Source organism: Vibrio sp. Vb0667 (assembly GCF_033391095.1).
The window spans coordinates 273,476-297,059 of sequence record NZ_JAWPOL010000004.1; the positions used below are offsets into that span (position 1 = coordinate 273,476).

General features: G+C 44.5%; 23 protein-coding genes. 11 read left to right on the forward strand and 12 right to left on the reverse strand.

Features of this window, described 5'->3' with window-relative positions:
• Positions 1–311 precede the first annotated feature (311 nt).
• Positions 312–1,271, forward strand: a complete 960-nt coding sequence (locus R8269_RS07935) for a porin (RefSeq protein ID WP_206949141.1) — start codon at positions 312–314, stop codon at positions 1,269–1,271.
• A 123-nt stretch (positions 1,272–1,394) separates the two neighbouring features.
• On the opposite strand, the gene R8269_RS07940 is transcribed toward R8269_RS07935, so the two are convergent.
• Entirely contained in the window at positions 1,395–2,141 is a 747-nt protein-coding gene (locus R8269_RS07940; RefSeq protein ID WP_042521645.1) for a flagellar brake protein, read from the reverse strand.
• Positions 2,142–2,268: 127 nt separating this feature from the next.
• On the opposite strand from R8269_RS07940, the gene R8269_RS07945 reads away from it, so the two are divergent.
• Both R8269_RS07945 and R8269_RS07950 read left to right on the forward strand, forming a co-directional pair.
• On the forward strand, positions 2,269–2,544 hold the full coding sequence (locus tag R8269_RS07945) for a GNAT family N-acetyltransferase (protein ID WP_104976440.1): 276 nt from the start codon (positions 2,269–2,271) through the stop codon (positions 2,542–2,544).
• Positions 2,541–3,518 (forward strand): ecdysteroid 22-kinase family protein, encoded by a 978-nt coding sequence (locus R8269_RS07950; protein WP_225491646.1) that lies wholly within the window; start codon positions 2,541–2,543, stop codon positions 3,516–3,518. Before R8269_RS07945 ends, R8269_RS07950 begins: the two co-directional genes overlap by 4 nt.
• Positions 3,519–3,564: 46 nt before the next feature.
• Here the strand turns inward: R8269_RS07950 and R8269_RS07955 are convergent, their stop codons facing one another.
• Positions 3,565–4,065, reverse strand: coding sequence for a GNAT family N-acetyltransferase (locus R8269_RS07955; RefSeq protein WP_017820512.1), 501 nt, complete (start codon positions 4,063–4,065; stop codon positions 3,565–3,567).
• A gap of 395 nt (positions 4,066–4,460) precedes the next feature.
• Here R8269_RS07955 and napG point away from each other — a divergent pair, with 395 nt between their 5' ends.
• The 4 genes from napG to R8269_RS07975 all read left to right on the forward strand — a co-directional run bounded on the left by napG (position 4,461) and on the right by R8269_RS07975 (position 7,954).
• On the forward strand, positions 4,461–5,231 hold the full coding sequence (gene napG / locus R8269_RS07960; RefSeq protein ID WP_005383947.1) for a ferredoxin-type protein NapG: 771 nt from the start codon (positions 4,461–4,463) through the stop codon (positions 5,229–5,231).
• On the forward strand, positions 5,231–6,085 hold the full coding sequence (gene napH / locus R8269_RS07965) for a quinol dehydrogenase ferredoxin subunit NapH (RefSeq protein ID WP_318222504.1): 855 nt from the start codon (positions 5,231–5,233) through the stop codon (positions 6,083–6,085). Before napG ends, napH begins: the two co-directional genes overlap by 1 nt.
• Positions 6,086–6,284: 199 nt before the next feature.
• Positions 6,285–7,466, forward strand: a complete 1,182-nt coding sequence (locus R8269_RS07970; protein WP_005375129.1) for an MFS transporter — start codon at positions 6,285–6,287, stop codon at positions 7,464–7,466.
• Between the two features lie 206 nt (positions 7,467–7,672).
• Positions 7,673–7,954: a YrhK family protein gene (locus R8269_RS07975; RefSeq protein WP_025768568.1), complete on the forward strand. Its 282-nt coding sequence runs from the start codon at positions 7,673–7,675 to the stop codon at positions 7,952–7,954.
• 122 nt (positions 7,955–8,076) lie between these two features.
• On the opposite strand, the gene R8269_RS07980 is transcribed toward R8269_RS07975, so the two are convergent.
• From R8269_RS07980 to deoD, 9 genes are all read right to left on the reverse strand, one after another.
• Positions 8,077–8,916 (reverse strand): energy-coupling factor transporter transmembrane component T family protein, encoded by an 840-nt coding sequence (locus R8269_RS07980; protein ID WP_149191633.1) that lies wholly within the window; start codon positions 8,914–8,916, stop codon positions 8,077–8,079.
• The gene (locus tag R8269_RS07985) at positions 8,913–10,652 is read right to left on the reverse strand and encodes an ABC transporter ATP-binding protein (protein WP_149191632.1); all 1,740 of its coding nucleotides are present in this window, start codon (positions 10,650–10,652) and stop codon (positions 8,913–8,915) included. The genes R8269_RS07980 and R8269_RS07985 overlap by 4 nt, the downstream gene beginning before the upstream one ends.
• 6 nt (positions 10,653–10,658) lie before the next feature.
• Positions 10,659–11,207 carry an ECF-type riboflavin transporter substrate-binding protein gene (locus R8269_RS07990; protein WP_005375133.1) on the reverse strand — a complete coding sequence of 183 codons (549 nt, stop codon included), beginning with the start codon at positions 11,205–11,207 and terminating at the stop codon, positions 10,659–10,661.
• A gap of 335 nt (positions 11,208–11,542) precedes the next feature.
• Entirely contained in the window at positions 11,543–12,673 is a 1,131-nt protein-coding gene (locus R8269_RS07995) for an HlyD family secretion protein (RefSeq protein WP_005375134.1), read from the reverse strand.
• Entirely contained in the window at positions 12,673–13,053 is a 381-nt protein-coding gene (locus R8269_RS08000; RefSeq protein ID WP_005375135.1) for a DUF3302 domain-containing protein, read from the reverse strand. Before R8269_RS08000 ends, R8269_RS07995 begins: the two co-directional genes overlap by 1 nt.
• Positions 13,054–13,297: 244 nt before the next feature.
• Positions 13,298–14,881, reverse strand: coding sequence for a GGDEF domain-containing protein (locus R8269_RS08005; RefSeq protein ID WP_154204002.1), 1,584 nt, complete (start codon positions 14,879–14,881; stop codon positions 13,298–13,300).
• On the reverse strand, positions 14,865–16,349 hold the full coding sequence (locus R8269_RS08010) for a hypothetical protein (protein WP_005375137.1): 1,485 nt from the start codon (positions 16,347–16,349) through the stop codon (positions 14,865–14,867). Before R8269_RS08010 ends, R8269_RS08005 begins: the two co-directional genes overlap by 17 nt.
• Before the next feature lie 166 nt (positions 16,350–16,515).
• Complete coding sequence (locus R8269_RS08015) at positions 16,516–17,985, reverse strand: hypothetical protein (protein ID WP_005383936.1); 1,470 nt, start codon at positions 17,983–17,985, stop codon at positions 16,516–16,518.
• 70 nt (positions 17,986–18,055) lie between these two features.
• The gene (gene deoD / locus R8269_RS08020; protein ID WP_005375140.1) at positions 18,056–18,766 is read right to left on the reverse strand and encodes a purine-nucleoside phosphorylase; all 711 of its coding nucleotides are present in this window, start codon (positions 18,764–18,766) and stop codon (positions 18,056–18,058) included.
• Between the two features lie 398 nt (positions 18,767–19,164).
• Between deoD and R8269_RS08025 the strand changes: the two genes are divergently transcribed.
• From R8269_RS08025 to R8269_RS08040, 4 genes are read left to right on the forward strand one after another with little or no spacing between them, the layout of a single operon-like run.
• The gene (locus tag R8269_RS08025) at positions 19,165–20,115 is read left to right on the forward strand and encodes a YbgA family protein (protein ID WP_258476604.1); all 951 of its coding nucleotides are present in this window, start codon (positions 19,165–19,167) and stop codon (positions 20,113–20,115) included.
• Positions 20,105–20,905: a MerR family transcriptional regulator gene (locus R8269_RS08030; protein WP_033906723.1), complete on the forward strand. Its 801-nt coding sequence runs from the start codon at positions 20,105–20,107 to the stop codon at positions 20,903–20,905. The genes R8269_RS08025 and R8269_RS08030 overlap by 11 nt, the downstream gene beginning before the upstream one ends.
• 22 nt (positions 20,906–20,927) lie before the next feature.
• Positions 20,928–22,343, forward strand: a complete 1,416-nt coding sequence (phrB, locus tag R8269_RS08035) for a deoxyribodipyrimidine photo-lyase (RefSeq protein ID WP_318222505.1) — start codon at positions 20,928–20,930, stop codon at positions 22,341–22,343.
• A gap of 6 nt (positions 22,344–22,349) precedes the next feature.
• Positions 22,350–23,276, forward strand: a complete 927-nt coding sequence (locus R8269_RS08040; protein ID WP_025768560.1) for a L,D-transpeptidase family protein — start codon at positions 22,350–22,352, stop codon at positions 23,274–23,276.
• Positions 23,277–23,302: 26 nt separating this feature from the next.
• On the opposite strand, the gene R8269_RS08045 is transcribed toward R8269_RS08040, so the two are convergent.
• On the reverse strand, positions 23,303–23,557 hold the full coding sequence (locus R8269_RS08045) for an Lpp/OprI family alanine-zipper lipoprotein (protein WP_005375145.1): 255 nt from the start codon (positions 23,555–23,557) through the stop codon (positions 23,303–23,305).
• Positions 23,558–23,584: the final 27 nt, after the last annotated feature.

Here is a 23,584-nt window from a genome sequence, read left to right on the forward strand (position 1 = left end):
AAGTCTATCTAAAACAGTCAGTTAACAAGATTTTTTGCGGGAAATATCACGTTTTGTGATATTGTTTTTACATTTTTTTCGTCAATTTTTTTTTGACGCGAACATTTTTTTTAACTCAACCGATAACTTGATGGTTGAGAGGTATTCATATCGTCATTTTAAGTGGTGTTTTCTTCTATAAGTGCTGTTTATTCAACACGTTGCGTGAAAAATAACAGCTGCTACTATGCCGCCAGTTTTCTCGTTGGTACAGAAAAGTCCTGTTTTTCTGGTGAGAAAACACATATAAAACAATGATATGGAAAATAACAATGAAATTAAAAACTTTAGCTGTAGCAGTGGCGCTAATGGCATCAGGATCTCAAGTTGTCGCTTCAGAACTATACAACCAAGATGGCACTTCTCTTGAGATGGGCGGCCGCGCTGAAGCGCGTCTTTCTATGATGGATGGTAAGGCAGAAGACCGTACTCGCATCCGTCTTAACTTCCTTGGCAAACAGGAAATCAATGAAAACCTATACGGTGTTGGTTTTTGGGAAGGTGAGTTCAAAACAAAAGAAGAAGGTGCTGTAGATAACGATAGTGATCTTGAAACTCGTTACGCTTATGCAGGTCTGGGTGGCAAATACGGTGAAGTAACTTACGGTAAAAACGACGGCGCACTAGTGGTTCTTACTGACTTTACTGACATTATGGCTTACCACGGTAACACAGCAGCACTTAAACTGCCTGTTTCTGACCGTACAGATAACATGCTGTCTTACAAAGGCCAATTCGAGCAACTAGCTGTACGCGCAAGCTACCGTTTTGCTGATCGCACAACAGATGCACAAGGCTTTACAGACAACGAGGAAGATGGCTTCTCTCTATCTGGTGTTTACGCGTTTGCTAACACTGGTTTTGAACTAGGTGCTGGTTACGCAGATCAAAACGACAGCGATGAGTTCATGCTGGTAGCTGCATACTCTGTAGGTGACTTCTACTTCGCTGGTAACTACACTGGCGCGGATATGGATGTTGCAGGTAAGACTTTTGATTACAAAGGCTACGAACTAGCCGCTGCTTACACTATGGGTCAAACTGTATTCACTTCTACGTTCAACAAAGGTGAACTAGAAGACGCAGATACTGTAGAAAACCTAGCTGTTGATGTAACTTACTACTTCAAGCCTAACTTCCGTGGCTACGCATCATACAACTTCGATCTAATGGATAACGAAGGCGCGGCTGAAAAAGATGAGCTAGCGCTAGGTCTACGTTACGACTTCTAAGTCATGACTCTTATCTAAGATACTGCCTTATTCTTAGTAAATAAAACCCCTTACTGAAAAGTAAGGGGTTTCTTGTTTTCTAGCACTTCAAAGCTTCTTGATAAGCGATAGGGGTTATCAAATCTATCTTTTTAGTGTGAGCTTAGTACCATCAAATTTGAGGTGACTGAGGAGGTTTTTAGCGTTGTTTTTACCAACCTCATCAAACTCCATTCCGTAGCGAGCATAGTGCGTTGATTTTTGTAAATTACAAATACGACCTCGCAACGGCGCTAGCATACGACTTTCTCCGGGCATCGTTAGATCCAATGAAACGTGGTCACCAACCTGAAGTGGTCGGCTCATCGGTGATGTTACAAAACGACAGCCACTACGAGATAAATCTCTTATTTCGCATTCAGTTCGATAGGCTTCTAAACAAACACGCGCTCTCAAATTTACTTCGTAACGCACTTCTTTGCGAAGCTGAAAGACCTGCATAGTGTTGGGTAGGTCTAGCACCAAAATTGGGTACGGATCGCCTAGTCGATGCTGTAATTGGGCCCGAAATGGGATAACGGCCCCTTCACCTCGATGAGAGTAGGCTTTTACATTGATCCAAAAGCCTTCCTGAAAATAGAACTTCAAGTCTTCATCAGAGATGTTCGGAACCTCTATCAATGCAGTATTATTTGAGTGACAGCCAACAAATGTGCTGGTTGTAATAAACTTTGTACCAACGGGGGTGGTGACGTTTAAGCTCACTTCACTGCCGTGTTCGACCATTGCCATTGCATCGGTGCTATTTAATGTACTTGCCTGACGTTCTGGTGCCTTCTTGCTTTGCAGAGGTAGCTTGCCGTCTCTGGCAATTGGGCTCATATTTCTCATTATAATTGTCGTACCTGATGTAAGAAGGTAATCGCGTGAGGCGAAGCAGCACTCTCGCATGGTATCGATTTTATTCAGTGATATAGTTTGATTCAATCAATCTGTAACAAAAATTAGAGAGCAAGATATGCATAAAGTAACTCATGAAGCCACGAATAGTACATTCTGGGTTGATTTAGAGCAGGGCTATAAAGCCAAGTTAATTTATCAGCTTAAGGGTAATGTCATGCACATTACATCAACGGTTGTTCCTGAAGCACTGCGAGGTAAGGGGTACGGAAAAGTGATGATGGAAGCGGTGTTGCCAGAAATTGAGTCACTCGGTTATCAAATCAAACCAGTTTGCCCATATGTTATTCACTACATGGAGAAGAACCAAACGTGGTCACATCTGCTCGCATGATGAGTAACAACCACCAACGCTACCAAAATATTGGCCAGGAACTCAATCTAGGTAATTACCGCTCTGTAGAAGTCATACAATCGCTATGGGGAGGCTATGGAGAGTTAGTCCGAGTTACTTATTCAACTCGTTCGGTGATCATTAAGCATGTAAAACTCCCTAAGCCTTCAGAGCATCCTAGAGGCTGGAATACGGACCGTTCTCATCAAAGAAAGCTGCACTCTTATCAGGTGGAAGTGAATTGGTATGAGCATTTTTCCGGAGGGGTGGATACTCGCTGCCGAGTACCACAAGGTCTAAAAACGTTCCAATCGGAGAATGAATGGCTCATTGTGATGGAAGATCTCGCCGAGGTGGGCTTTCCAAAAGTCATCACAGATGCACAGCTAGAGCATCTACAAGCCTGCCTCACTTGGTTGGCGAACTTTCATGCGCGATACATCGATGTTCGTTCGGATAAGTTGTGGCATACCGGAACATACTGGCACTTAGCAACCAGACCCGACGAGCTTGAAGCATTGCAAGACACTGAGCTACAAAATGCGGCTCAATTGATTGATCAAACGCTTTCGCAAGCTAAGTTTAAAACACTAGTACATGGTGATGCCAAATTGGCGAACTTCTGTTTTGATGAAGAAGAATCAAGCGTTGCTGCGGTTGACTTTCAATACGTTGGATGTGGGTGTGCAATGAAAGATGTGGCACTGTTTATGAGTAGCGCCGTTAAGCCAGAACGTTGTGCAGAGATGGAAGTTTGGGTTTTGGATACGTATTTTGCTCAGTTGCAACACGCGCTAATGGTCTATCAACCGAATCTTGACCCTAATGAAGTCGAGCGTGAATGGCGTCCTTTGTTTGCTGTGGCTTGGGCAGACTTTCAGCGCTTTGTGAAAGGTTGGAGTTCCGACCACTGGAAGATCAATCCCTACACAGAAGCATTGACTCGCAGAGCGTTGGCTTACTTACGAAAGTGAGTCGAAGTTTAAAAAGAAAAGCCTCCAATTAGTAGGAGGCTTTGTTTTATCTTTGGCCTGGTCTGATGCGCGCCATGTAATAGGTATTGATGAATTCACCATCACGGAAGGAACCGTCAATCGCTTCACCTTCAATTTGAAATCCATGCTTTTTATAAAGCCCAATGGCGGCGTCGTTATCGGCATTGACCTCTATCTGAATTCTTCTCACATTTAACCAGTTATCTGCTAGTTCAGTGACTGTTTCTATCAATTTGCTACCAATACCGAGTCCATGGAAACTATCATGTACTCCGATGCCAAACGATGCCGTGTGCATCGTTCTTGGACGTAGAGAGTGGTGAAAGCCAATATTTCCGACGACTTTACCATCAATTTCAGCGACATAGCTATAAACACCATCAGGTATGTTTGACAACCTTTCCACCCACATCGCGAGCGAAGGCTTTGGGAGTTGCAGGGTTTCACGTTGTGCTTTTGGTTGTGAATAGATTTCTACGAGTGCCGCTGCGTCTTCGACGGTCGTTGGACGTACGATAATTTCCATGCCTCTCTCCTTCGCTTTTTAGTTTTAATTTTTAATCTAACCACAGTTTTCTTATTTGGATAGTGTTTTTTTATGTTTAATGGATAAATGCCTTTTAAATTAGCTTGTTATGATGTGTTTTTTTGAATTTTTAGTAGTGATTTGTCATCGAATTGAACGAGTAGATTGCAAAGGTGTTGAATTATTGTACTGAGAATGGCGCGTACTGCAGAGTATCGTGGTGAATTTCATGTCGCAGTAAATAAACGCATTTAGTCAAACTGTGACGACGGCACTGTGCGTCAGTTGACTTGAATCAATAGAGGATGGAGTTACCTCCTATGAGGTATAGGGAAACGACACGTTTAGGGCTATTTATGCTTAACTTGATAAGGGAGTTTTGTTGAGGAAATAGCATGAAATCCTCTCAGTCTAAAATATCGCAAAGTCGGCGCCGATTTTTGCGTGATACAGCTCGGACTGCGGCTGGTGTTGGCGCAGCTGCGTGTGTATTGGGCTTACAATCGCTACAAAGCCAAGCTCGAGAAACCAAAGGTGTGCCTATTCGTCCGCCTGGTGCACTGCCGGAAGGCGATTTCGAATCAGCTTGTATTCGATGTGGCTTGTGTGTTCAGGCATGTCCTTACGATACCTTGAAACTTGCGACATTACTTTCACCTGTCGCGACTGGCTCACCTTACTTTACTGCACGCGATATTCCCTGCGAAATGTGCGAAGACATTCCTTGTGTTGTCGCTTGTCCGAGTGGGGCGCTAGATCCGAAATTAACCGATATTGATGATGCTCGAATGGGTACAGCGGTTCTTATAGACCATGAAACTTGCCTTAACTGGCAAGGGTTACGATGCGATGTTTGTTATCGCGTTTGTCCGCTGATTGATGAAGCCATCACGTTAGAGATGGTTCACAACGATCGAACTGGCTATCACGCCAAACTTATCCCTACAGTGAATTCCGAAGTGTGTACCGGATGCGGTAAGTGTGAACAAGCGTGCGTGTTGGATGTCGCTGCTATTAAAGTTGTCCCGACGGATTTGGCGAAAGGCAAAGTGGGCAGCCACTACAATTTTGGTTGGAAAGAGATCGACAAACCACTCGAAAATATCCTCCCTAGTGAGACGCCTGTACCGGAAGGTGCGCTTGAATCGCTAAAAGGAGGTAAGTAATGGCAAAGAACTTAGCTCAAAATGCTGGCAAAGAAGCGCTTGAAAAGCTTGGTTGGTGGCGCGCGCATCGGTTTTTGATTTTACGTCGGCTATGTCAGTTCACCATCATTGCGCTGTTTATGGCTGGGCCGACGCTGGGAATTCTAACTGGTAATCTGTCATCAAGTATGTTGCTCGATACCGTGCCGTTAAGTGACCCGTTAATTGTGCTTCAAGCTTTGGCGACAGGGCATGTTCCGGAGTTTAATGCGTTGTTAGGCGTAGTGATTGTCGTGGTGTTTTACGCGATTTTGGCGCCGCGCGCATTTTGTGCTTGGGTGTGCCCGTTGAACATCGTTACAGACTTGGCGGCGTGGCTGCGTCGAAAGCTCAACATTAAAGCGAGCTATCGTTGGTCTCCCGTGATTCGTTATTGGCTGATCCCTATTTTGATGTTGGGCAGTGCGCTATCTGGCGCGATTCTTTGGACATGGTTAGATCCAGTTGCGGCACTTCATCGCGGGTTGGTGTTTGGTATGGGCGCAGGTTGGGTGCTAATCGCCCTAGTGTTTGTGTTGGATTTACTCTTGGTTGAGCATGGGTGGTGTGGGCACTTATGTCCACTGGGGGCTACCTATGGCGTGATAGGCCGAAAAAGCCTGTTGCGCGTTACTGCTGTTCGGCGCGAAGATTGCACCAAATGCATGGATTGCTTTTACGTTTGCCCAGAACCAGAAGTGCTTCGGCAGCCTTTGAAAGAGGGAGATCGTCGAGTTATGGATCAAAACTGCATTAGCTGTGGTCGTTGTTTGGATGTATGTCCAGAACATGTGTTTGAATTTAAAAATCGCCTATCAGTAAAAGTCATTGATTAAGCCACTGAGCACATTTACTCATGCTTTAGTTCTCTTGATACTTGAACATCGCGCTTAGCCAAGGAATTGAGTGCGATGTTTATCTTCATAACAATATTCCTCAGCCATATCAGCTTGCTCTGGGTTGAAAATAATAATGATATTGCGAATTTGTTACATTTAAAGCTATGATGATGCCTTCATATTTAAAGGAAACATCATGACTACCTCATCGCACGGCTGGAGAACGCCGCAAAATTTCCTCCTGTTAATTTCCATTATCGTGCCCATTGCTTTTTCTACCTGGATGGCGTTGTTGAACAACTTTGTTATAGAGAAAGCAAACTTTGATGGTGCCGACATAGGCCTATTGCAAAGTGTGCGCGAAATTCCGGGTTTTTTGGCCTTTACCGCCGTGTTTGTATTGCTGTTTATCCGAGAGCAACGCTTTATGCTCGTATCTTTGGCGATGCTTACGCTTGGTACGGCATTAACAGGTTATTTTCCCACTTTGTACGGTCTACTTTTTACAACCTTGTTAATGTCCACCGGCTTCCATTACTTTGAAACACTCAAGCAGTCTTTGTCTTTACAATGGCTATCTAAAGAAGAAGCGCCAGAAATGCTGGGTAAGTTTATTTCTGTTGGAGCTTTGGCTTCTCTGTTTACCTACGGCGCCATTTGGGTTTCGCTCGAACAGCTCAAACTTGATTTTAAAACGGTCTATTTAATGGCTGGTGGTTTAGGTTTTGTGCTCATTTTGGTGATGGCATTTGCCTTCCCACAATTTAAGACAAAAGTGCCTCAGAACAAGAAGCTCATCCTGCGTAAACGTTACTGGTTATACTATGCGCTTACGTTTATGAGTGGAGCACGCCGTCAAATTTTTACGGTGTTCGCTGGTTTCTTGATGGTAGAGAAGTTTGGTTACTCCGCCGCAGATATTACGTTGTTGTTCCTGATTAACTATGTCTTTAACTTCTTGTTTGCGAAGCGAATAGGCCGTTTTATCGGCGTTGTAGGTGAGCGCAAAGCGTTGATGTTTGAATACGTCGGTTTGATCTTCGTGTTTGTCGGGTACGGTTTGGTGCAAACGGCTGAGTGGGCGGCAGCATTGTATGTTGTCGATCATCTATTTTTCGCGTTAGCGCTTGCGATTAAAACCTACTTCCAGAAAATTGCCGATCCTGCCGATATGGCGTCGACCGCGGGCGTTGCGTTTACGATTAACCATATTGCGGCGGTTGTAATACCTGTTACGTTTGGTGTGATTTGGCTGGTTTCACCTGCTAGCGTATTTTACATCGGCGCTGGTATGGCAGCAGTGAGCTTGCTGTTGTCACTCAATATTCCAGCGAAGCCGGAAGAAGGCAACGAAACTCGCTTGTTGAAGTGGAGTTAAGTTGGTACTCACTATCTAATCATTAAAGCGAATACCTGTAATTAGACTCGCTAAAAAGGGTGCTTATGCGCCCTTTTCTTTTTATTGCAAATAGATAATCCCTCCAATGGTTGTCAATGCATGCCACGTCCGTTAGGGTTTAGAACTAAGTATTTCGAAATAACTTGGGCATAACTGACGCGAAACAATAAGAGGGGAGCTATACAGTGCAGATACATGGCAGAGAGTTGGATTTAGATCTAGGAAGCCGTCACATCGTTATTCAGCGCCGCTATGAGGCGTTAGGTGCTGCAAACGACCTACTCATTGCTATTTGGTTTTTAATTGGTAGCTTTTTCTTTTTGAATGATTCGTTGATTGAAAGTGGTACTTGGCTTTTCATTGTAGGCAGTGCGCAGTTGATCATTAAGCCCCTGATAAAACTGATGAGTTTAGTTCATGTTGGTCGTTTGAATAAGCAACTTTCTGGCACATCAGCGAGCCGCTGAAATTACCGCTTCTTTTGAATACTTGCAAGCAAGAAGCCAACAGGCGAGTTATCGAGGGGAAAGACGGAAGATAACGTGGTCACAACACTAACCACGTTATGTTCAGTTTGAAGCTTCAGAATTTAAAACGGATACCAGAACAGTTGTGTGTCCATCACACGCTTGCTGATCGCAGCAATCACTATCACCGCAATCCCAGCCATGCAGATCATATCGGCTTTGGTCAGTGGTTTTAAGCTGTACCAAGTGCGAGAGGAGTGGCGGCCAAAACCACGTAGCGTCATCGCGTTTGAGATTTGATCGGCTCTGTCTAAACTAGAGAAAATCAGAGGTCCAAGAATCTTCGCGACGTTCTTCATACGATTGAACAACGGAGCCTTCTTGCTCAGTTCTACTCCGCGTGCTTGTTGCGCGTGCATGATGTTAACAAAGTCCTTTTTCACTTCCGGCAAGTAGCGCAGCGTTAAGCTTACGGCATAGGCGATTTTGTAAGGTACACCCAAGCGGTTCAAGCTGGCTGAAAACTCTGTCGGATGAGTGGTAAATACAAACACCAACGCGATTGGGAACATGCTGAAGTACTTCAACGTCACTGTTACTAGGTAAAACAATGTCTCTTGAGTGAGCGAGTAATTACCGGGTAACGAGAGTAAAACCGTTGATGAGCTCATGAACTCAGTACCTTGTTGCGGTGCTAACGCGAACATAAACAGGGCATTGATCAGTAATACCGTGCCAGTACCGAATAACAGCGGTTTGTAGACATGAAAGGGCACTTTGGTCATTTTCAGTAAGCCTAAACCAAGCACGATCAACAGCGCGATGATTCGCAAGTCAAATGTGGTCAACACCACCGTTACCCAAGCAATGAAAAGCAAGAACTTAGTAATGCCATTCAACTTATGAAGTGGTGATTGGGTATCGATGTAGTTGATACCAAACTTCATCTTATTGTCTTTCATGCCACCGCTTTCTCTAGTTGGTTTACGTCGTCGCTTTTTTGTTGGCGGTGCGCTTTTTCTACATTGATAAAGTGCTGCATAAAGCCATTGGTGTCTTCGATGCCAACTTTTGTAGCCAACTCAAACAGACTTGTTGTGGTGAGGTTTGCTTGGTCTAGTAGCTCTGGACTGCTGAATACCTGCGTCATTGGTGCATCCGCGACTAATTTACTGTCTGCAATCACGATAGAGCGCGTGGTGTATTCCAGCACTAAATGCATGTCATGAGAGATGATCATCACGGTTACGCCCAACTCGCGATTGAGCTTTTCGATGAAACTCAGCATAGACGTGTAGTTTCGATAGTCCTGACCTGCCGTCGGTTCATCAAGGATCAGAAGCTCTGGTTCCAATACCAAAATTGACGCAATGGTTACGCGCTTTTTCTGGCCGTAGCTCAATGCTTCGATTGGCCAGTGACGGTATTTGCTCAAACCGCACAGCTCAAGGACTTCAAGTACTTTAGCTTCGATTTGTTTCTCTTCAACGCCACGATTACGGAGGCCGAAGGCCACTTCGTCGAAAATCATGTGATGGGAAATCATGTGATTCGGGTTTTGCATCACCACGCCCACTTTCTGGCTGCGCTCGAAGATGGTCAGTTCGTTAAGATCTTGACCATTCATACTCATTGAGCCGCTATCCGCTTCAATAACGCCCATAATCAGTTTGGTGATGGTCGATTTACCCGAGCCATTTTTACCAAGTACAGAGACAAACTCGCCACGCTTGATGTCAAAACTCACGTCTTCTAACGCGTTTTTCTCACCGTCGTAAGAATAGGTGAGGCCACGGACTTCAAACAAAGTCTCGGCTGGCGTTTTAGGTGGTTGCGCTGTTGAACCATCAAACCATGCTTGTACTGCCGGTTTATATTGCTCCAACGGTAAGGTAGTTAAGCTAGAAGGTTTTGCATCGTCCTCAATCGCGCAGCCTGCTTCTTTCAGTGCTGAAATATAAAGCGGTTCGCGGATGCCGTAATCTTCTAGCAGAGGCGACGCTAAAATTTCATCTGGCGTTGTATCGGCAATGATTTCGCCGCTTTCCATCAAGATAATACGGTCAACTGAGCGATGCAGAACGTCTTCAAGACGATGCTCAATGATTACGATGGTTTTGCCCGTTTCGCGGTGTAGATCATCGATGATCTCGATGGTTTTTTTTCCCGTTTTAGGGTCAAGCGCAGCTAGTGGTTCATCAAACAAAAGGATATCGACATCATCGACGAGAATGCCCGCCAAAGAAACACGCTGTTTCTGCCCGCCAGATAAATCGTGGGGTGAGCGTTCTAGCATCTGTTCCAAGTCGACCATTTTGGCCGTGGCTTTGACCAATGGGTACATGTCGATATTTGAAGTTAGCTGGTTCTCCAGCGCAAATGCAATGTCTTCGCCAATGCTCAAACCGACAAATTGGCTGTCCGTATCTTGCAGTACGGTGCCAACTTGCTCAGTGTATTGGTGCATGTCGAAAGGGGCGGTGTCTTGACCATTGATGGTCAATGTTCCACTGGTTTCCCCTTTGATTGCGTGTGGGATCAGTCCGTTAAGACATTGCCCAAGGGTAGATTTACCACTACCACTTGGACCGATAATGACGATTTTCTCTCCTTTCTCTATCCTTAGATTGATATTTTTTAGCGTCGGTTTGTCCAGCGACTCATATCTAAAAGAGAAGTTAGAAAATTCGATTGTCATTCGACATTAAGCCTCTGTTAAGTTACGGCTTTGCTTGTTACGTTTAGCGACAGATTTAAGAATGAAGAAGCCAACAATAGCAATAAGAATGGTGTTACCGATCGCGATAATAGAAAGCTGGGTAAACACTTTAGTGAACGGTTCTGCGTATAAAATCGTGTCGAGGAATGCAGAGCAACCGTAACCAAATACGTTGCCTAATAGCGCAAGTACTACGAATAACGCGAAGTCTTTCATATTGAAATCACCTTTCTCCAAACGGTAGCGCGTTAGAGAAGGGAATAGACCGATAATCAAACCAACAATACCTGAACCAAGTACCCAAGTGAGCCATACGCCCCAACCTGCAAATAGGTCAGTAACCCAGTGACCAATAAAACCAACCAAGAAGCCAACAAGTGGTCCAAATAGTACTGAGAACAATGCTAATACTGCCATTGCTGGTTTTAGCGTTGTGTTTGCAAACACAGGGATGCCAAACATAGGTAAGCCGCCGATACCGTAAAGAGCAGCACCGATTGCAATAACCACAACAGTTTTAGCGGAAAGATTCATAGATAACCTCAGTTCAATAGTCGATTTTAAAGAACGTTTAATTGTTTTGTCGGAAAGCGTTAGTTATTTGATTGTGTAACATATATTCAAAACAACCAAGCTGCTTATTGTTTGCTCTATTTTTCTTCAGGAAATGTGTGATTTGATTCACGTATCCCTTTGACTGGCTTTGGTTTTAGCAAGCATTAAAAATAAGGCGCGCATTATACAGAATATTAATAAAAGTGGGAATGCTATCTATCTGGATGGCTAGAATGAATCAGGGGCTGATCGTCAGCCCCTGATTACACTGTTTGATGTTATTTTTACCGATAAATGAATGCGCTATATGTTCATTAATGGTCGAGGTATAAATAGTTCTGCCAGCTCTTCATACGAATAAGAACTTTGCGCATCACTGATACGTGAGTAAAGCTGTCTGAATAAACTGCAACTTCAACCGCAGTACCCATTGGTAGGTGGTATCCACTCAAGTCGTCGGTAATTTTCAGCTTCGCAAAAACACGTCCGCTCGTGCGCAAGGCATCAGTCCCAAGCAGAGCGCCTCGCGCTTGAATTTGGCTTTCACCAATGGCTGGAATCACGTCAATGACTTCGCCACGGAACACTTTGCCCGGAATTGCGCGGAACATAAATTCTGCTTCAAAGCCTGGCTTCAAGCGTTGTAATGAGTTCTGTCTGAATGCCGCGGTGTACGTAATGTCTTCGGTATGTACGAAGGTCATTGCCGGGGCAAGTGGCAACGGCACAGCCATAACACCAGGACGCAAAGCCAATTGCGTAACGTAACCATCGGTTGGCGCACGAACGACGGTTTGCTCTAGGTTAAACTCTGCTTTACGCAGCTCGGCAAGAAGTTGCGCGACTTGGGTATTTTCGCCTCCGATTTCAGAGTCCAGAGCGATTTGCGCTTGTTCTTGTTGCAAAATCGCAACGTCTAACATGGCTTCTGCCGCTTTATACGCTTGGCGTCGAGTATCCAAATCTTGTTCAGTAAACGCGCCACGATCAAAGCCCCTTTGATATCGGCTGAATTCCCTTTGTGCTTTATCTCTGTCCGCTTGCGCTTTCAATACAGCAGCTTCTGCCTCTCTTAGATCCGACTCTAAGCCCAACGCACCTTGGCTTGCTTCTTTGACTTTCGCTTCCAGGCGAGCAACTTCTGCTTCAAAAGGCACAGGATCGATTTTGAAAAGAATATCGCCCGTTTTGAGCGGTTGGTTGGCCTGGACTGGCACTTCCACCACGCGGCCACGCACGCCAGAGACGATAGGCGTAGTCGGGAACACTTGGTTACCCAATTGAGTAAATGGGTGGTTGTAGTTCATAAGCAGCACGAGTGTGCCCACTAACACTACGCCGCCAAGTACGGCGGTTGGAACGGTCCATTTGTTTAGAGGAATATTGAAAATTTTAAAAATGGCAATACAAAGAGCTGCGTAAGTCAGAATCAGCAATAAGTCCATTATTCGTCCTCTTTACTTTGTTCAGGCAAAGGCTTTTGCTGAATCTTTTGTTGTTTCAACATCGATACTTCGTTTTTGAGTTCGTTGACTTCATCGATGAGTTCTTCAAGGCGGTGATGAATGTCGTGTGTTTCTTGTTCTAGTTGTTTAAAACCCCAGCCGCGTTCCTTGCGCCATAATGTTGCCCAGATCCATAAAAATGGCCACAGCGCATGCAAAGTGAAAAGGCTGACCCAGCCAGCGTAGTGAATTGCGTCTTGGTGCGGGTGCTCTCTCTCTTTGGCGATTTCATATGGAATATCATGAATGACAATGATTCCGTAAAAGATCACTAAAGCAACGAAGATGAGTAACCCAAGTGCAAAATAGTCTAGAAACATCTTACCTACCTGTGCGTATTGCGAAATGGAAAATCTACGTAAATTAACAATTTAAGTATTTGTCTTAACTACAGATGAATCAAGCGGTTTTTATGTAGGAATTATGTTTATGCGATGTAAGTATCCACTGATGTTTATTGGCAGTTAAGGTGTTGCTGAGTACTTATTTAAACAAGCAGTGAAGTGATATAGGAAGGATAAATAAAAAGTATACTAAAGCCCCAGGTGTCAACCGGGGCATGGTTTAAAGTTCGGTACAGACTTGGTTTCTGCCATTGGCTTTGGCGCGATAAAGAGCTTTGTCTGCACGATAAAAAGTTCGCTGAGTATTCTCGCCTTCTCGATGCAAGGTAATCCCTATGGATACGGTCAGCCCCCGTTCACCAAGAATATCGTCCCAACCATATTGATAAATCCGTTCACGATAATTCTCGGCATGCATTTCTGCTCGTTCCAGTTGGGTATTCTCAAGGATCACGAGGAACTCTTCACCACCAAATCGAACGCATGATGCGCTTTTAAATTTGAAGTAGGACGCCAGTTCCTGTGACACACTTTTGATCGCTTTGTCGCCAACCAAGTGGCTTAGTTCGTCATTGATGGATTTGAAGTGATCGATATCGATGACCATCAATGCAAATGCAGTATCGTGCAGAAGTAGATCTTTTAGTTTAACTTCTAACCAGCGTCGGTTGTGTAAAGACGTAAGTGGATCGGTAAAGACGTCCTGCTGTAGCTGAGCAACAGTATTTTTATGCTGCTTGGTGGTTTCTTTTAGTTCTTTGTTTTCTAGCTCTGACAAAATGAGTTTGAGTTGTAACTCAAAGCGTGAAAGTCGGCGTAGTTGAGCAGACCCTAACTCACCGATCGGAATATGTTTTACAAGATCAGATTCGATTCTATGCGCTTTTTTTTCACAATTTAATGCTTCTTGATACAACCCTTGAGAGGCGTAAACTTGACTCATCGCGTTATAAAAATGCTGAGTAACGATAGGAGATAGCTGCTTTTGAATCCTTTTACTGATGGAGTCCAACGTTAAATTAGCTAAAGAAGTGTGCCCTACACCGTTTAGACAATACGCAGTCTCAATTTTGACCATCGTGGATAACCAGTATGTCGTGGCACTACCCGTTGTATACTGAACATTCGAAATAGCCAGCAACGCATTGGGGTAGTCTTCTTGCAGACGATGTAATTTGGCTCGGTAGAGGTGAATTTGTGCGGCGAGGTTTTTATCACTGACGAGAATGCTCAGTTCTTCACATTCACTCAATAGCTCTTTGGCGTCTGCGGTACGGTTCAAGCTGATATAACAGGCAAGCATGTACAGCTTGTAACGAAGGCGTAGGGATCGACTGCCAATAGCGTGATCGATAGCATCTATTTTTTGATAATAACGTAATGCACGTTGGTGATCCCCATAGGCATCGCACAAATTACCCATTCCAATAATGGCCAATACGTACTCATCAATATAGCCGTACTCGACGGCGATATTGGTTGAAGCAACATACTCGGTTAATGCCGCATTGTAGTCACCTACTTCAACTAAACGCTCACTCAAGCTTGCTTTCACAGAAAGAATATCTTCTACATCCTCTGGTAAAACAAGCAACTCAAGCGCTTGTTTCAATTCACTAATGCTGTCGTTGAGCTGTTTGATCTCTCTTCGATACTCGGCGCTAATGATATAGCAATGCGCTTTCTCTCGGTTTGTTGACGCAATATGTAACCCTATGTGTTCCCATAGCGTAATCGCTTCTTCACCTGAAACGGAAGAAGGATCGATACCTGCGTCAGTCACCTTGCTAAGCAGTTGTTCCATTCTTCATTACCTCAATATAACTTTCTTCGAGCTGTTCTAACGTGAATGGGAAGGTCAGGATATCTTGCAAATACAGTATCGGTTTAGGGCCTTTGATTCCGCGTCGCTTCCATGGATAGATGTCTAACATCGCTTGGACAGTGCGGTAGACCTCTTCTGCTGCTTGACCTTTTTCTGCAATTAACATTGCTAGCCTGTTACTGGAAATTCTCGAGATGAGGTCGCTGGAGGTTGTCAATGCATGAACGAGCTCGGTACAAACATCGAGAACTTCGGGGTTTGAATGCTGAATCATAATGATGGCGTGGTTAGAGCGTTTGAGCTCCGTTTTAAACAAAACTAACTGTTCCCACCAGTAGGTCTCAGAAACGACATTAGAGAACTGTTTTTCAGGGTCGTATTCGTGTTGAGAGCGAATATGATTGATCAGCTTACGTGCTCGCTGCTCTAGTTGGCGTTTAGAGCCTCTTGCTTTATCCATGCTGATTCGGTGAGTTTGTTCTTTGAGCATTTTGAGTGCGTGCTTACGGTATTTCTTGAACGCGTTAAACGCAGACTCAAAGTCTCCTTGTTCTTCAGCGACTCGTGATTGTTGGAAGCAAATTTGGCTGAGTAGCTCACCGTGGTCGAAACTGAGTGCAGACTCTTCTGCTGCAAGTAGCAACTTGGCAGCGCTGTCTGTATTTTGGCGCAAAAGCTCAAGTCTTGCTCGGCTAATAAAAGAGTGTGCTTTCATCCAAACGAGATCATGCTCAATGGCGAGCTGGTGGGCTTTTTGGGTGGCTTCTTCGGCCGCATCAAGGCGTTCTAGTCCAAGCAGTGCTAACCCTTTAAAGTCCCAGATCTCGGCTTGCCACGTACTGTCATCATGATCTTTTAATACTTCGGTTGCTCCATCCAGTACCGTAAGCATCTCGACAAACTTATTTAGTAAGTAATAGTCCCAAGCTAATAGGATGCGCGCTTTGCCTTCTAACCAAGCAATACGAACATTGTTTGCCACTTTAACGGCTAACTCATGAGTTGAAGCGGCAAGTTGGTGTTCATTAGTGATGCGCCATACATTACCAAGCCCAATTAGAGATTCGATTTGAATTTCAACATCATCAACAAGAGCAGATTGTTCGAGCGCATTAATCCAATATTGTTGCGCGGAATAATACTTTGCTTGGCCCCAATATTGGAGTGCAAAAAGATGGAGAATTTCCGGGAGATGATCGTCGGTTTCAAGCTGTGTTTGTTTGCTGTAAGCGTCTTTGACGAGTTTTAAGCCTTGTCGGTAATCCATTAGGCACCAACAGCATTGCGCCATGATGAGTAAGGCTTTGATCTCTCCGTCCACAAATAAAATTTGTTCCGCGCGGATACGATATTGCTGCGCAATATTAAAGGTATGTTTAGGGGCCGATTTTATTTGGCCTTTAAGCTTAGTGAGATCATCTTCTAGCTGAATTTGGTTTTTATCCAACGTTCACATCCATGACTATCGAACTGGAAATCACACCTAATATTAAGTGGTTAGATGCATGTTTCTTTACCAAAGCGATGCGGATAACGTTTTGGTAAACGATCAGGGGCCGTAATGTATACCGTTACAACCCCTAATTACTACATCTAAATTACCAATAGAATAGCTACGATAGGAGCTGTTTGATTGTCAAAGGTGCATCAGAGACTTCTAACCTTTGTGCAGCGGTAAGACCTTGTTTATCCTGATAGCACAAATTATGCCAAGCTCTGAATATATCTAAAAGAGGTAAAATACCAGCAGGTCGTAATTTGCGACGTGGCTCGTTAATGAAGCTTTCGAAAAGAATCTGAAAGCGGTTTTGATAAAACTTCACATGACGAGTTGTCGCAACGTTAAACCATTTTTCAGGCTCATTTTGATCGCCAGCGAGGTAGCAAATGCCTTTGTGGTTTTCGTTTTGACTAGAGATTGCCCAACGATCGCGCCACCAACTCATATAGGCGATATCGACTTTGCCAAAGGGAGTGCTCATGTCCCAACTAGCGTCCTCTTCTACGTACATCAAGTCGACACTTTTCTCTTTAATACGAGGTAAACAAACGCTCAGTGCAGCTGAACGTAGTAGGGGATCTTGAGGCATGTATAGAGATACACGTTTGTTTGGGCAGCACATATCAAGTACGTGCAAATAGTGTGCATACGAGGTGTATGGCGGACGGACTAATGCCCCTTTTGAAGGGTAATGAAATACAGATAGATTACCAAGAGGGTCTTCTACGTTACCGCGAGCCAAAATTGTTTGGTATTTTTGGTCAATTCGCTCTCTGAGGTGATGAGAAGGTTCCGCAAGCGGCTCACTTGCTTCCGCTACGTACTCCTGGGAAACAAAACGAGACACCTCATCGTAAGGATTATGATCGAGAGTTGCGATTGGCTCTTCATCAGCGGAATAATTGACGTGCTGGCAAAGAATATAGCCAGAATGCGCTTCGCCAGAAACAATCCAATACACACCATTATTGCTGTTCGGTTGCAATGCAATATAGTTTGAGGCCAATTCATAATGCGTTGCGTGGTTTACCCAGCGCGCATCAATGGTTGCCAGCTTGCGGCGGCAGCGGCTAGCTATATGGTCAACATGATCGTAAAAGGTTTTTGGGTTAATACTAAGCTTGCGGCAGATTTCTCGTACGGAATATCCCGTAAACAATAAACCCATCAAGTTCTCTTGAAATTGAAGCTTCTTGTTGGCACCAGACCACTTGTCGACAAAGGTACTTTGACACACTTTACAGCGGTAACGTTGGCGATCGCCACTGTAACCGAAAGCGTGATAGAGGTGTTTGTGAGTGTGGACAGAAAGTCCAAAGTTGTCGCAATCATCATTACGGCAAGCAGGCAACCCGTCACTGTGGACGTGCCGCAGGCGATGAAGTTCGTTCACGACATCGCGATTATTAAGTAAGGGGGGGAAAGCTCCACATTCACGGCATACCATCGCCGGACGCTTAGGGTTCGCATGTTGCAGAACGTAACGCTTTGCATCACTCAATCCAAAGTTGTCACACGCCAATGTTTTACAAAAGTTGAGTTGTAACCCATCTGCGTCTTTTGGCAGTTCGCCGTTAGACACAATCGCCCCCTCGGGATAATTCGGGCAGCCAGCATAACTCTGGCTGCAAATTATTACTTACTATTTGCTCTTAGATGTTGATTGCAGTTTCTAGTGCAACTTTCATCATGTCGTTGAACGACTTCTGACGCTCTTCTGAGCTTAGTTTTTCACCACGGATGATGTGGTCAGAAACTGTCAGGATAGTCAGTGCTTTCGCGCCTAGGTCAGCTGCTACGCCGTAGATACCAGCCGCTTCCATGTCTACACCTAGGATGCCTAGTTTTTCCATCTTCTCGAAGATGTCTGCTTCTGGTGTGTAGAACAGGTCAGCAGAGAATACGTTACCTACTTTTACAGGCACTTCCTGAGCGCGCGCTTGGTTAACTGCTTCTTCTAGAAGACCGTAATCAGCGATTGCTGCGAAATCGTGGTTGTTGAAACGGATACGGTTAACTTTAGAGTCTGTAGAAGCACCCATACCGATAACAACGTCCATTAGTTTCACGTCGTCACGTACTGCACCACAGCTACCCACACGGATAACGTTTTTCACGCCGTATTCAGCGATTAGCTCGTGTACGTAGATACAGCAAGACGGGATACCCATGCCGTGGCCCATTACAGAAACTTTTTTGCCTTTGTAAGTGCCAGTAAAGCCGAACATGTTGCGAACGTCACAAACTTGTTTCACATCTTCTAGGAACGTTTCAGCGATGTATTTAGCGCGCAACGGGTCGCCTGGCATCAGAACTGTTTCAGCGAAATCACCTGGTTGTGCGTTAATGTGTGGGGTTGCCATAAGTGCTCTCCAAAGTTTTGTTTTGATAAAACGCCTCTATTATAGAACGCTATTACCAATTCTGTTGAACTTGTTCGTTTTCGTTGAGGCAATAATATCGGGACGTACAGTGGCCCCTTGAGAGCTTAGTCACAAAAACCACGCATTTAGAAACTGCAACTACTATTGATAACCAAATCTGTTGAAATCAAAAGAGCAATCGATTTGCTTTTGAGCAGTTTGTCGATTGCGCGCACAAATTCTTTGTTTTTGGGCCAAACTTTTTTCTGACAGCTGGTTGATCGAAATACTTTCGAGTGAAGTAAAACGATTAAATTGTACAACTTATTTTCTTGTACAATCTGGAAAGGCTTGCTATAAGTTATACAACAAAACTTTTTGTATAGGGATGCGTCATCATGGAATCTTCAATCAAAGTAGGTATCAGTTCGTGTGTTTTGGGTGAACGAGTGCGTTTTGACTCTGGTCATAAGGTGAGCAACTTTGTGACTAAAGAGCTCAGCCCGTATTTTGACTTTATTTCGGTATGCCCTGAAGTCGGCGTAGGTATGCCAGTACCCCGTCCAACCATTCGTCTTGTTTCTAATGAAGAGCGTGTTGCATTGGTTGAAACCAAAAATCCAGAAAATGATCATACCGACAATATGCTCACTTACTCGGCCAATAAAGTAGAAGAACTTCAAAGCGAGCAGCTTTGTGGTTACATCGTTTGTGCCAAGTCACCAACTTGTGGCATGGAGCGAGTCAAGGTTTACAGCAAGAACAGTGCTGCGAAAGAAGGTGTTGGCTTGTATACGCAAACATTGATGCAAAAAATGCCTTGGTTGCCTGTTGAAGAGGATGGCAGACTTAACGACCCTGTATTGAAAGAAAATTTTATTACTCGAGTATTTTGTCTAAATGACTTTTACGACTCGATGGATGGTGAGCCTACTCGTGGCAAAATCATCGACTTTCATTCGCGCTACAAACTGACGTTAATGGCACACCACCCAGAGTCATACCGCTCCCTTGGCCGCTTAGTCGCTGATGTCGCTAATTATGAAATTGAAGACTTTTACCAAGAGTATCGTTTAGGACTGATGAAGGCGTTAACGAATCGGGCTAGCCGAAAAAACAACACAAATGTGTTGATGCATTTACAAGGGTACTTCAAACGCTCACTAACTAAAGAAGAAAAAGAAGAGTTAGCGACAGTGATTCACGACTACCGAATCGGAATGCTGCCTCTGCTAGCACCACTTACATTGATTAAGCATTACTTAAATACTTACCCAGACGAGTATTTAGCAAAACAGAAGTTTTTAGAACCGTATCCGCAGGAGATGAGATTACGCTATGGTTTGTAGTTCAGAAGAAAAACTATACGCGATCCGAGATGTCGCAGAAATCACGGGTGTAAAACCAGTTACGCTGAGAGCTTGGCAACGAAGATACAACTTGATCCAGCCTCAGCGAACTGAAAAAGGACACAGACTCTATCGCCAGCAAGATCTCGATACGATTCGCGAAGTCCAGAGTTGGCTCGCGAAGGGGATTTCGATTGGTAAAGTGAAGGGGCTGCTAGGAAAAAGCGCCGATGTCGAAGTCAAAAACGAGGTTCGCACACTCGAAGAAGTTGAAAACATGCTGCTTGCGCTGTCTACCCTGAATCGAGGAAAAGCAGAGAGTTTACTTGCCTCTGTTCTTAAAGAGTACCCACTAAAACTCGTTATTGATCAGTTTATTAGCCCAGTATTTGATGCGCTAGATATGGTAAAAGGATCGTTGCGATCCTTGCAGGTGGGGTTATTTCAGACTTGTTTGATCACTCGACTTGCCCTTGTTATCGATTCTGAAAACAAAGCCGCTTCCAAAGGAAAGTGTCTGCTCATTAGCTTTGAACAAAACAGAGAGTCTGAGAGTTGGATTCAAGCAGCGAAGCTTTGCGAACAAGGGTATCACACGACTTTGATCGATAAGGTTGATGATGTTTCTGGTCTACTAGATCACGAGGTTGTTGAAAATGGTTCGTTTATCTACCTTTTCTCCAACAAAGCGCTAGCTGCTAAACAAGTAGCGTCCATCAAAATGCTTCACGCACAGTTAGGTGATCGGATGGGGTGCTCTGAAGTGATAGAGAAATTACACCTAACTTAGTAGACAAAAGATAGGAGCTACCATGATTTTAGTATGGTTTCGACGTGACTTGCGTACGTTAGACCACACGGCACTCAAAGCGGCATTGGATTCAGGTCAGCCTGTCGTCGCTTGCTTTATCGCGACGCCAGAGCAGTGGCGGGAGCATCACATGGCGCCGATGCAGGCAGACCTCATTGCTCGTCGCTTAGCCTGTCTTAACGAGGAGCTTGAAAGCCTTAATATTCCTTTTTTGTACAAAGAGGTGCCGTCGTTTTCCGATTGTACAGATGTGATTAGTGGGTGGGCGGAAACACTTGAAGCCACGTCTGTCATGGCAAACATTCACTATGAGGTGAACGAACGAGAGCTCGATACACAAGTAAGTGAAGCGTTAGCTTCTCACGATATCGAATTTGAACTGTTTCATGACAAATGTGTGCACGCGCCAACGACGGTTCTTAATAAGCAAGGCGAATATTTTAAGGTGTTTACGCCATTCAAGCGTGCTTGGTTAACGCAGTTCCATATGCCGACGGTAGTAAAACCTCACGAGCAAGCGCCACTCAATAAAAAGGTACTCGAACAATTAGAGTCGGCTCGATTTAATTCAAGCTTCACATTTAGCTATCCTCGAGAATCCAGTGAAGACTGGCTGGCTTCGACTAATGATGTTTTGAAGCAGCTTAGGGAATTTGCACGGGAGCGCAGTGACGCGTATCAAAGCGAGCGAGACTTTCCAGCTATTGATGGCACTAGCCAACTGTCTCCATACCTTGCGATTGGCGCGCTATCACCAAGGCAGTGTATTGCTCGTTTGTATGCTGAAAATCAACAAAATGACCTTACAGAAGGGAAAGCAACTTGGTTAAGTGAGATCATTTGGCGTGAGTTTTATCAGCACCTATTGGTTTTCGAACCAAAACTCGTCAAAGGCAAAGGATTTATCGATTGGGAGGATAAAATCCAGTGGTCCTATGATGAGAAAGCCTTTGAGCGATGGAAGACAGGAACAACAGGATACCCAATCGTTGATGCAGCAATGCGTCAGCTCAATCAAACAGGCTGGATGCACAACCGATTACGTATGATTGTCGCGAGCTTTCTTACCAAGGACTTACATATTGATTGGCGATGGGGAGAAGCGTACTTCATGAGTAAGCTGGTGGACGGCGATTTTGCAGCGAACAATGGTGGCTGGCAATGGTCTGCTTCTACGGGCTGTGACGGGCAGCCATACTTTCGTATTTTCAACCCGATAAGCCAAGGCGAAAAGTTCGATGCTAATGGTGAATTTGTGCGCCACTGGGTACCAGAAATCAAAAGTGTACCGAACAAATACATCCATAAACCTTGGACTTGGGAGGGCTTTTCTTTACTGGAATATCACAAGCCGATGGTTGATCACAAGACAGAAAGAGAGATAACCTTACAGCTCTTTAAAAGTGCCAAGGAATAGAGTGAAATGCTTAGCAAAAAGCGATCAATGAGTTTCGCAAAACGTACCCTGCTATCTGTGTCGTTATCTTTAGTGAGTGGTCTATCATTCGCTAAGATGTACGAATTACCAGAGGATGGAAGCCGTTTAATTGGTCGCCTTGAAAACCACGTCGTTCAAGAAGGCGAAACCATGGCAAATATCGCTAAGCTCTACGATGTGGGTATGCTAGGTTTAATGGCCGCAAACAAAGGCGTGGATCCCTTCTTACCAGAAGAGGGGCATGTTCTTACTATTCCGACACAGCTAATCCTCCCAGACGTACCTTATAAAGGTATCGTTATTAATCTAGCCGAGCTGCGCTTGTATTACTTTCCGAAAGGAGAGGATATTGTCCATGTATTTCCTGTCGGAATTGGCCGAATAGGGCGCGATACCCCAGTAATGACAACGCGTATCAGCCAAAAACGACCGAACCCTACATGGACTCCTCCAGCCTCTATTCGTGCCGAGTACAAAGCAAAGGGCATTGACCTACCAGCCGTTGTTCCTGCGGGGCCTGATAATCCACTTGGTATGTTTGCATTGCGTTTAGCTTACGGGAATGGCGAATACCTAATTCATGGTACCAACAAGGACTTTGGGATTGGTATGCGAGTCAGCGCGGGTTGTATTCGTATGGACCCAAGTGACATTGAGTGGTTATTTGACAAGGTTCGTAACGGCGAAGACGTTAATATCATTAACCAGCCTATCAAAATGACACTTGAGCCTGACAGAAGTGTGTTCTTAGAAGCACATGAGCCTTTGACTCGTAGTAATGGCGAGAAAGATGAACTGAAAGTGCCGAAAGAGTTAAAGTGGTGGTTGGATGAATTCGGTATGAAAAACGTGAAGGCTAAAGCAGCAATCGCTGCACAGAATGGGGTTCCTATCGAAATAACCGCGCCTTAACGGGCGTTAAGACGCGTTATCAAATCTTACTTAGTGTAAGACTGAGCGATGTTATCGATACGCTCGTTAGCACGCTCAGCTTCTTCTTGAGCAGCCATTGCTGCTGCGCCTGATTTTTGAACGTCAGATTGAAGAGCTTGTACGTCTTGGCTTAGTTGGCTAACTTGGTTGCTTAGTTCGTCTAATTTTGCTGCATTTGCTGTAGCTGCGTCATCAGAAGAAGCACAACCGGCTAGTAGAAGTACTGAAGTTGCTGCAGCTGCGATCAACGTTTTGTTCATATAAGAACTCCTTGCTTATAGTGAAAG

Bases quoted from the DNA above. Each gene is read 5' to 3' on its own strand.
- R8269_RS07955 (WP_017820512.1), bottom strand. From the start codon at position 4,065: ATGGAAATTATCGTACGTCCAACGACCGTCGAAGACGCAGCGGCACTC.
- R8269_RS07935 (WP_206949141.1), top strand. From the start codon at position 312: ATGAAATTAAAAACTTTAGCTGTAGCAGTGGCGCTAATGGCATCAGGA.
- R8269_RS07990 (WP_005375133.1), bottom strand. From the start codon at position 11,207: ATGAATCTTTCCGCTAAAACTGTTGTGGTTATTGCAATCGGTGCTGCT.
- R8269_RS07945 (WP_104976440.1), top strand. From the start codon at position 2,269: ATGCATAAAGTAACTCATGAAGCCACGAATAGTACATTCTGGGTTGAT.
- R8269_RS07940 (WP_042521645.1), bottom strand. From the start codon at position 2,141: ATGAGAAATATGAGCCCAATTGCCAGAGACGGCAAGCTACCTCTGCAA.
- R8269_RS08040 (WP_025768560.1), top strand. From the start codon at position 22,350: ATGCTTAGCAAAAAGCGATCAATGAGTTTCGCAAAACGTACCCTGCTA.
- napH (WP_318222504.1), top strand. From the start codon at position 5,231: ATGGCAAAGAACTTAGCTCAAAATGCTGGCAAAGAAGCGCTTGAAAAG.
- R8269_RS07970 (WP_005375129.1), top strand. From the start codon at position 6,285: ATGACTACCTCATCGCACGGCTGGAGAACGCCGCAAAATTTCCTCCTG.
- R8269_RS07980 (WP_149191633.1), bottom strand. From the start codon at position 8,916: ATGAAAGACAATAAGATGAAGTTTGGTATCAACTACATCGATACCCAA.
- R8269_RS08030 (WP_033906723.1), top strand. From the start codon at position 20,105: ATGGTTTGTAGTTCAGAAGAAAAACTATACGCGATCCGAGATGTCGCA.
- R8269_RS08025 (WP_258476604.1), top strand. From the start codon at position 19,165: ATGGAATCTTCAATCAAAGTAGGTATCAGTTCGTGTGTTTTGGGTGAA.
- R8269_RS07950 (WP_225491646.1), top strand. From the start codon at position 2,541: ATGATGAGTAACAACCACCAACGCTACCAAAATATTGGCCAGGAACTC.
- phrB (WP_318222505.1), top strand. From the start codon at position 20,928: ATGATTTTAGTATGGTTTCGACGTGACTTGCGTACGTTAGACCACACG.
- napG (WP_005383947.1), top strand. From the start codon at position 4,461: ATGAAATCCTCTCAGTCTAAAATATCGCAAAGTCGGCGCCGATTTTTG.
- R8269_RS08005 (WP_154204002.1), bottom strand. From the start codon at position 14,881: ATGGAACAACTGCTTAGCAAGGTGACTGACGCAGGTATCGATCCTTCT.
- R8269_RS07985 (WP_149191632.1), bottom strand. From the start codon at position 10,652: ATGACAATCGAATTTTCTAACTTCTCTTTTAGATATGAGTCGCTGGAC.
- R8269_RS08000 (WP_005375135.1), bottom strand. From the start codon at position 13,053: ATGTTTCTAGACTATTTTGCACTTGGGTTACTCATCTTCGTTGCTTTA.
- R8269_RS08045 (WP_005375145.1), bottom strand. From the start codon at position 23,557: ATGAACAAAACGTTGATCGCAGCTGCAGCAACTTCAGTACTTCTACTA.
- R8269_RS07995 (WP_005375134.1), bottom strand. From the start codon at position 12,673: ATGGACTTATTGCTGATTCTGACTTACGCAGCTCTTTGTATTGCCATT.
- deoD (WP_005375140.1), bottom strand. From the start codon at position 18,766: ATGGCAACCCCACACATTAACGCACAACCAGGTGATTTCGCTGAAACA.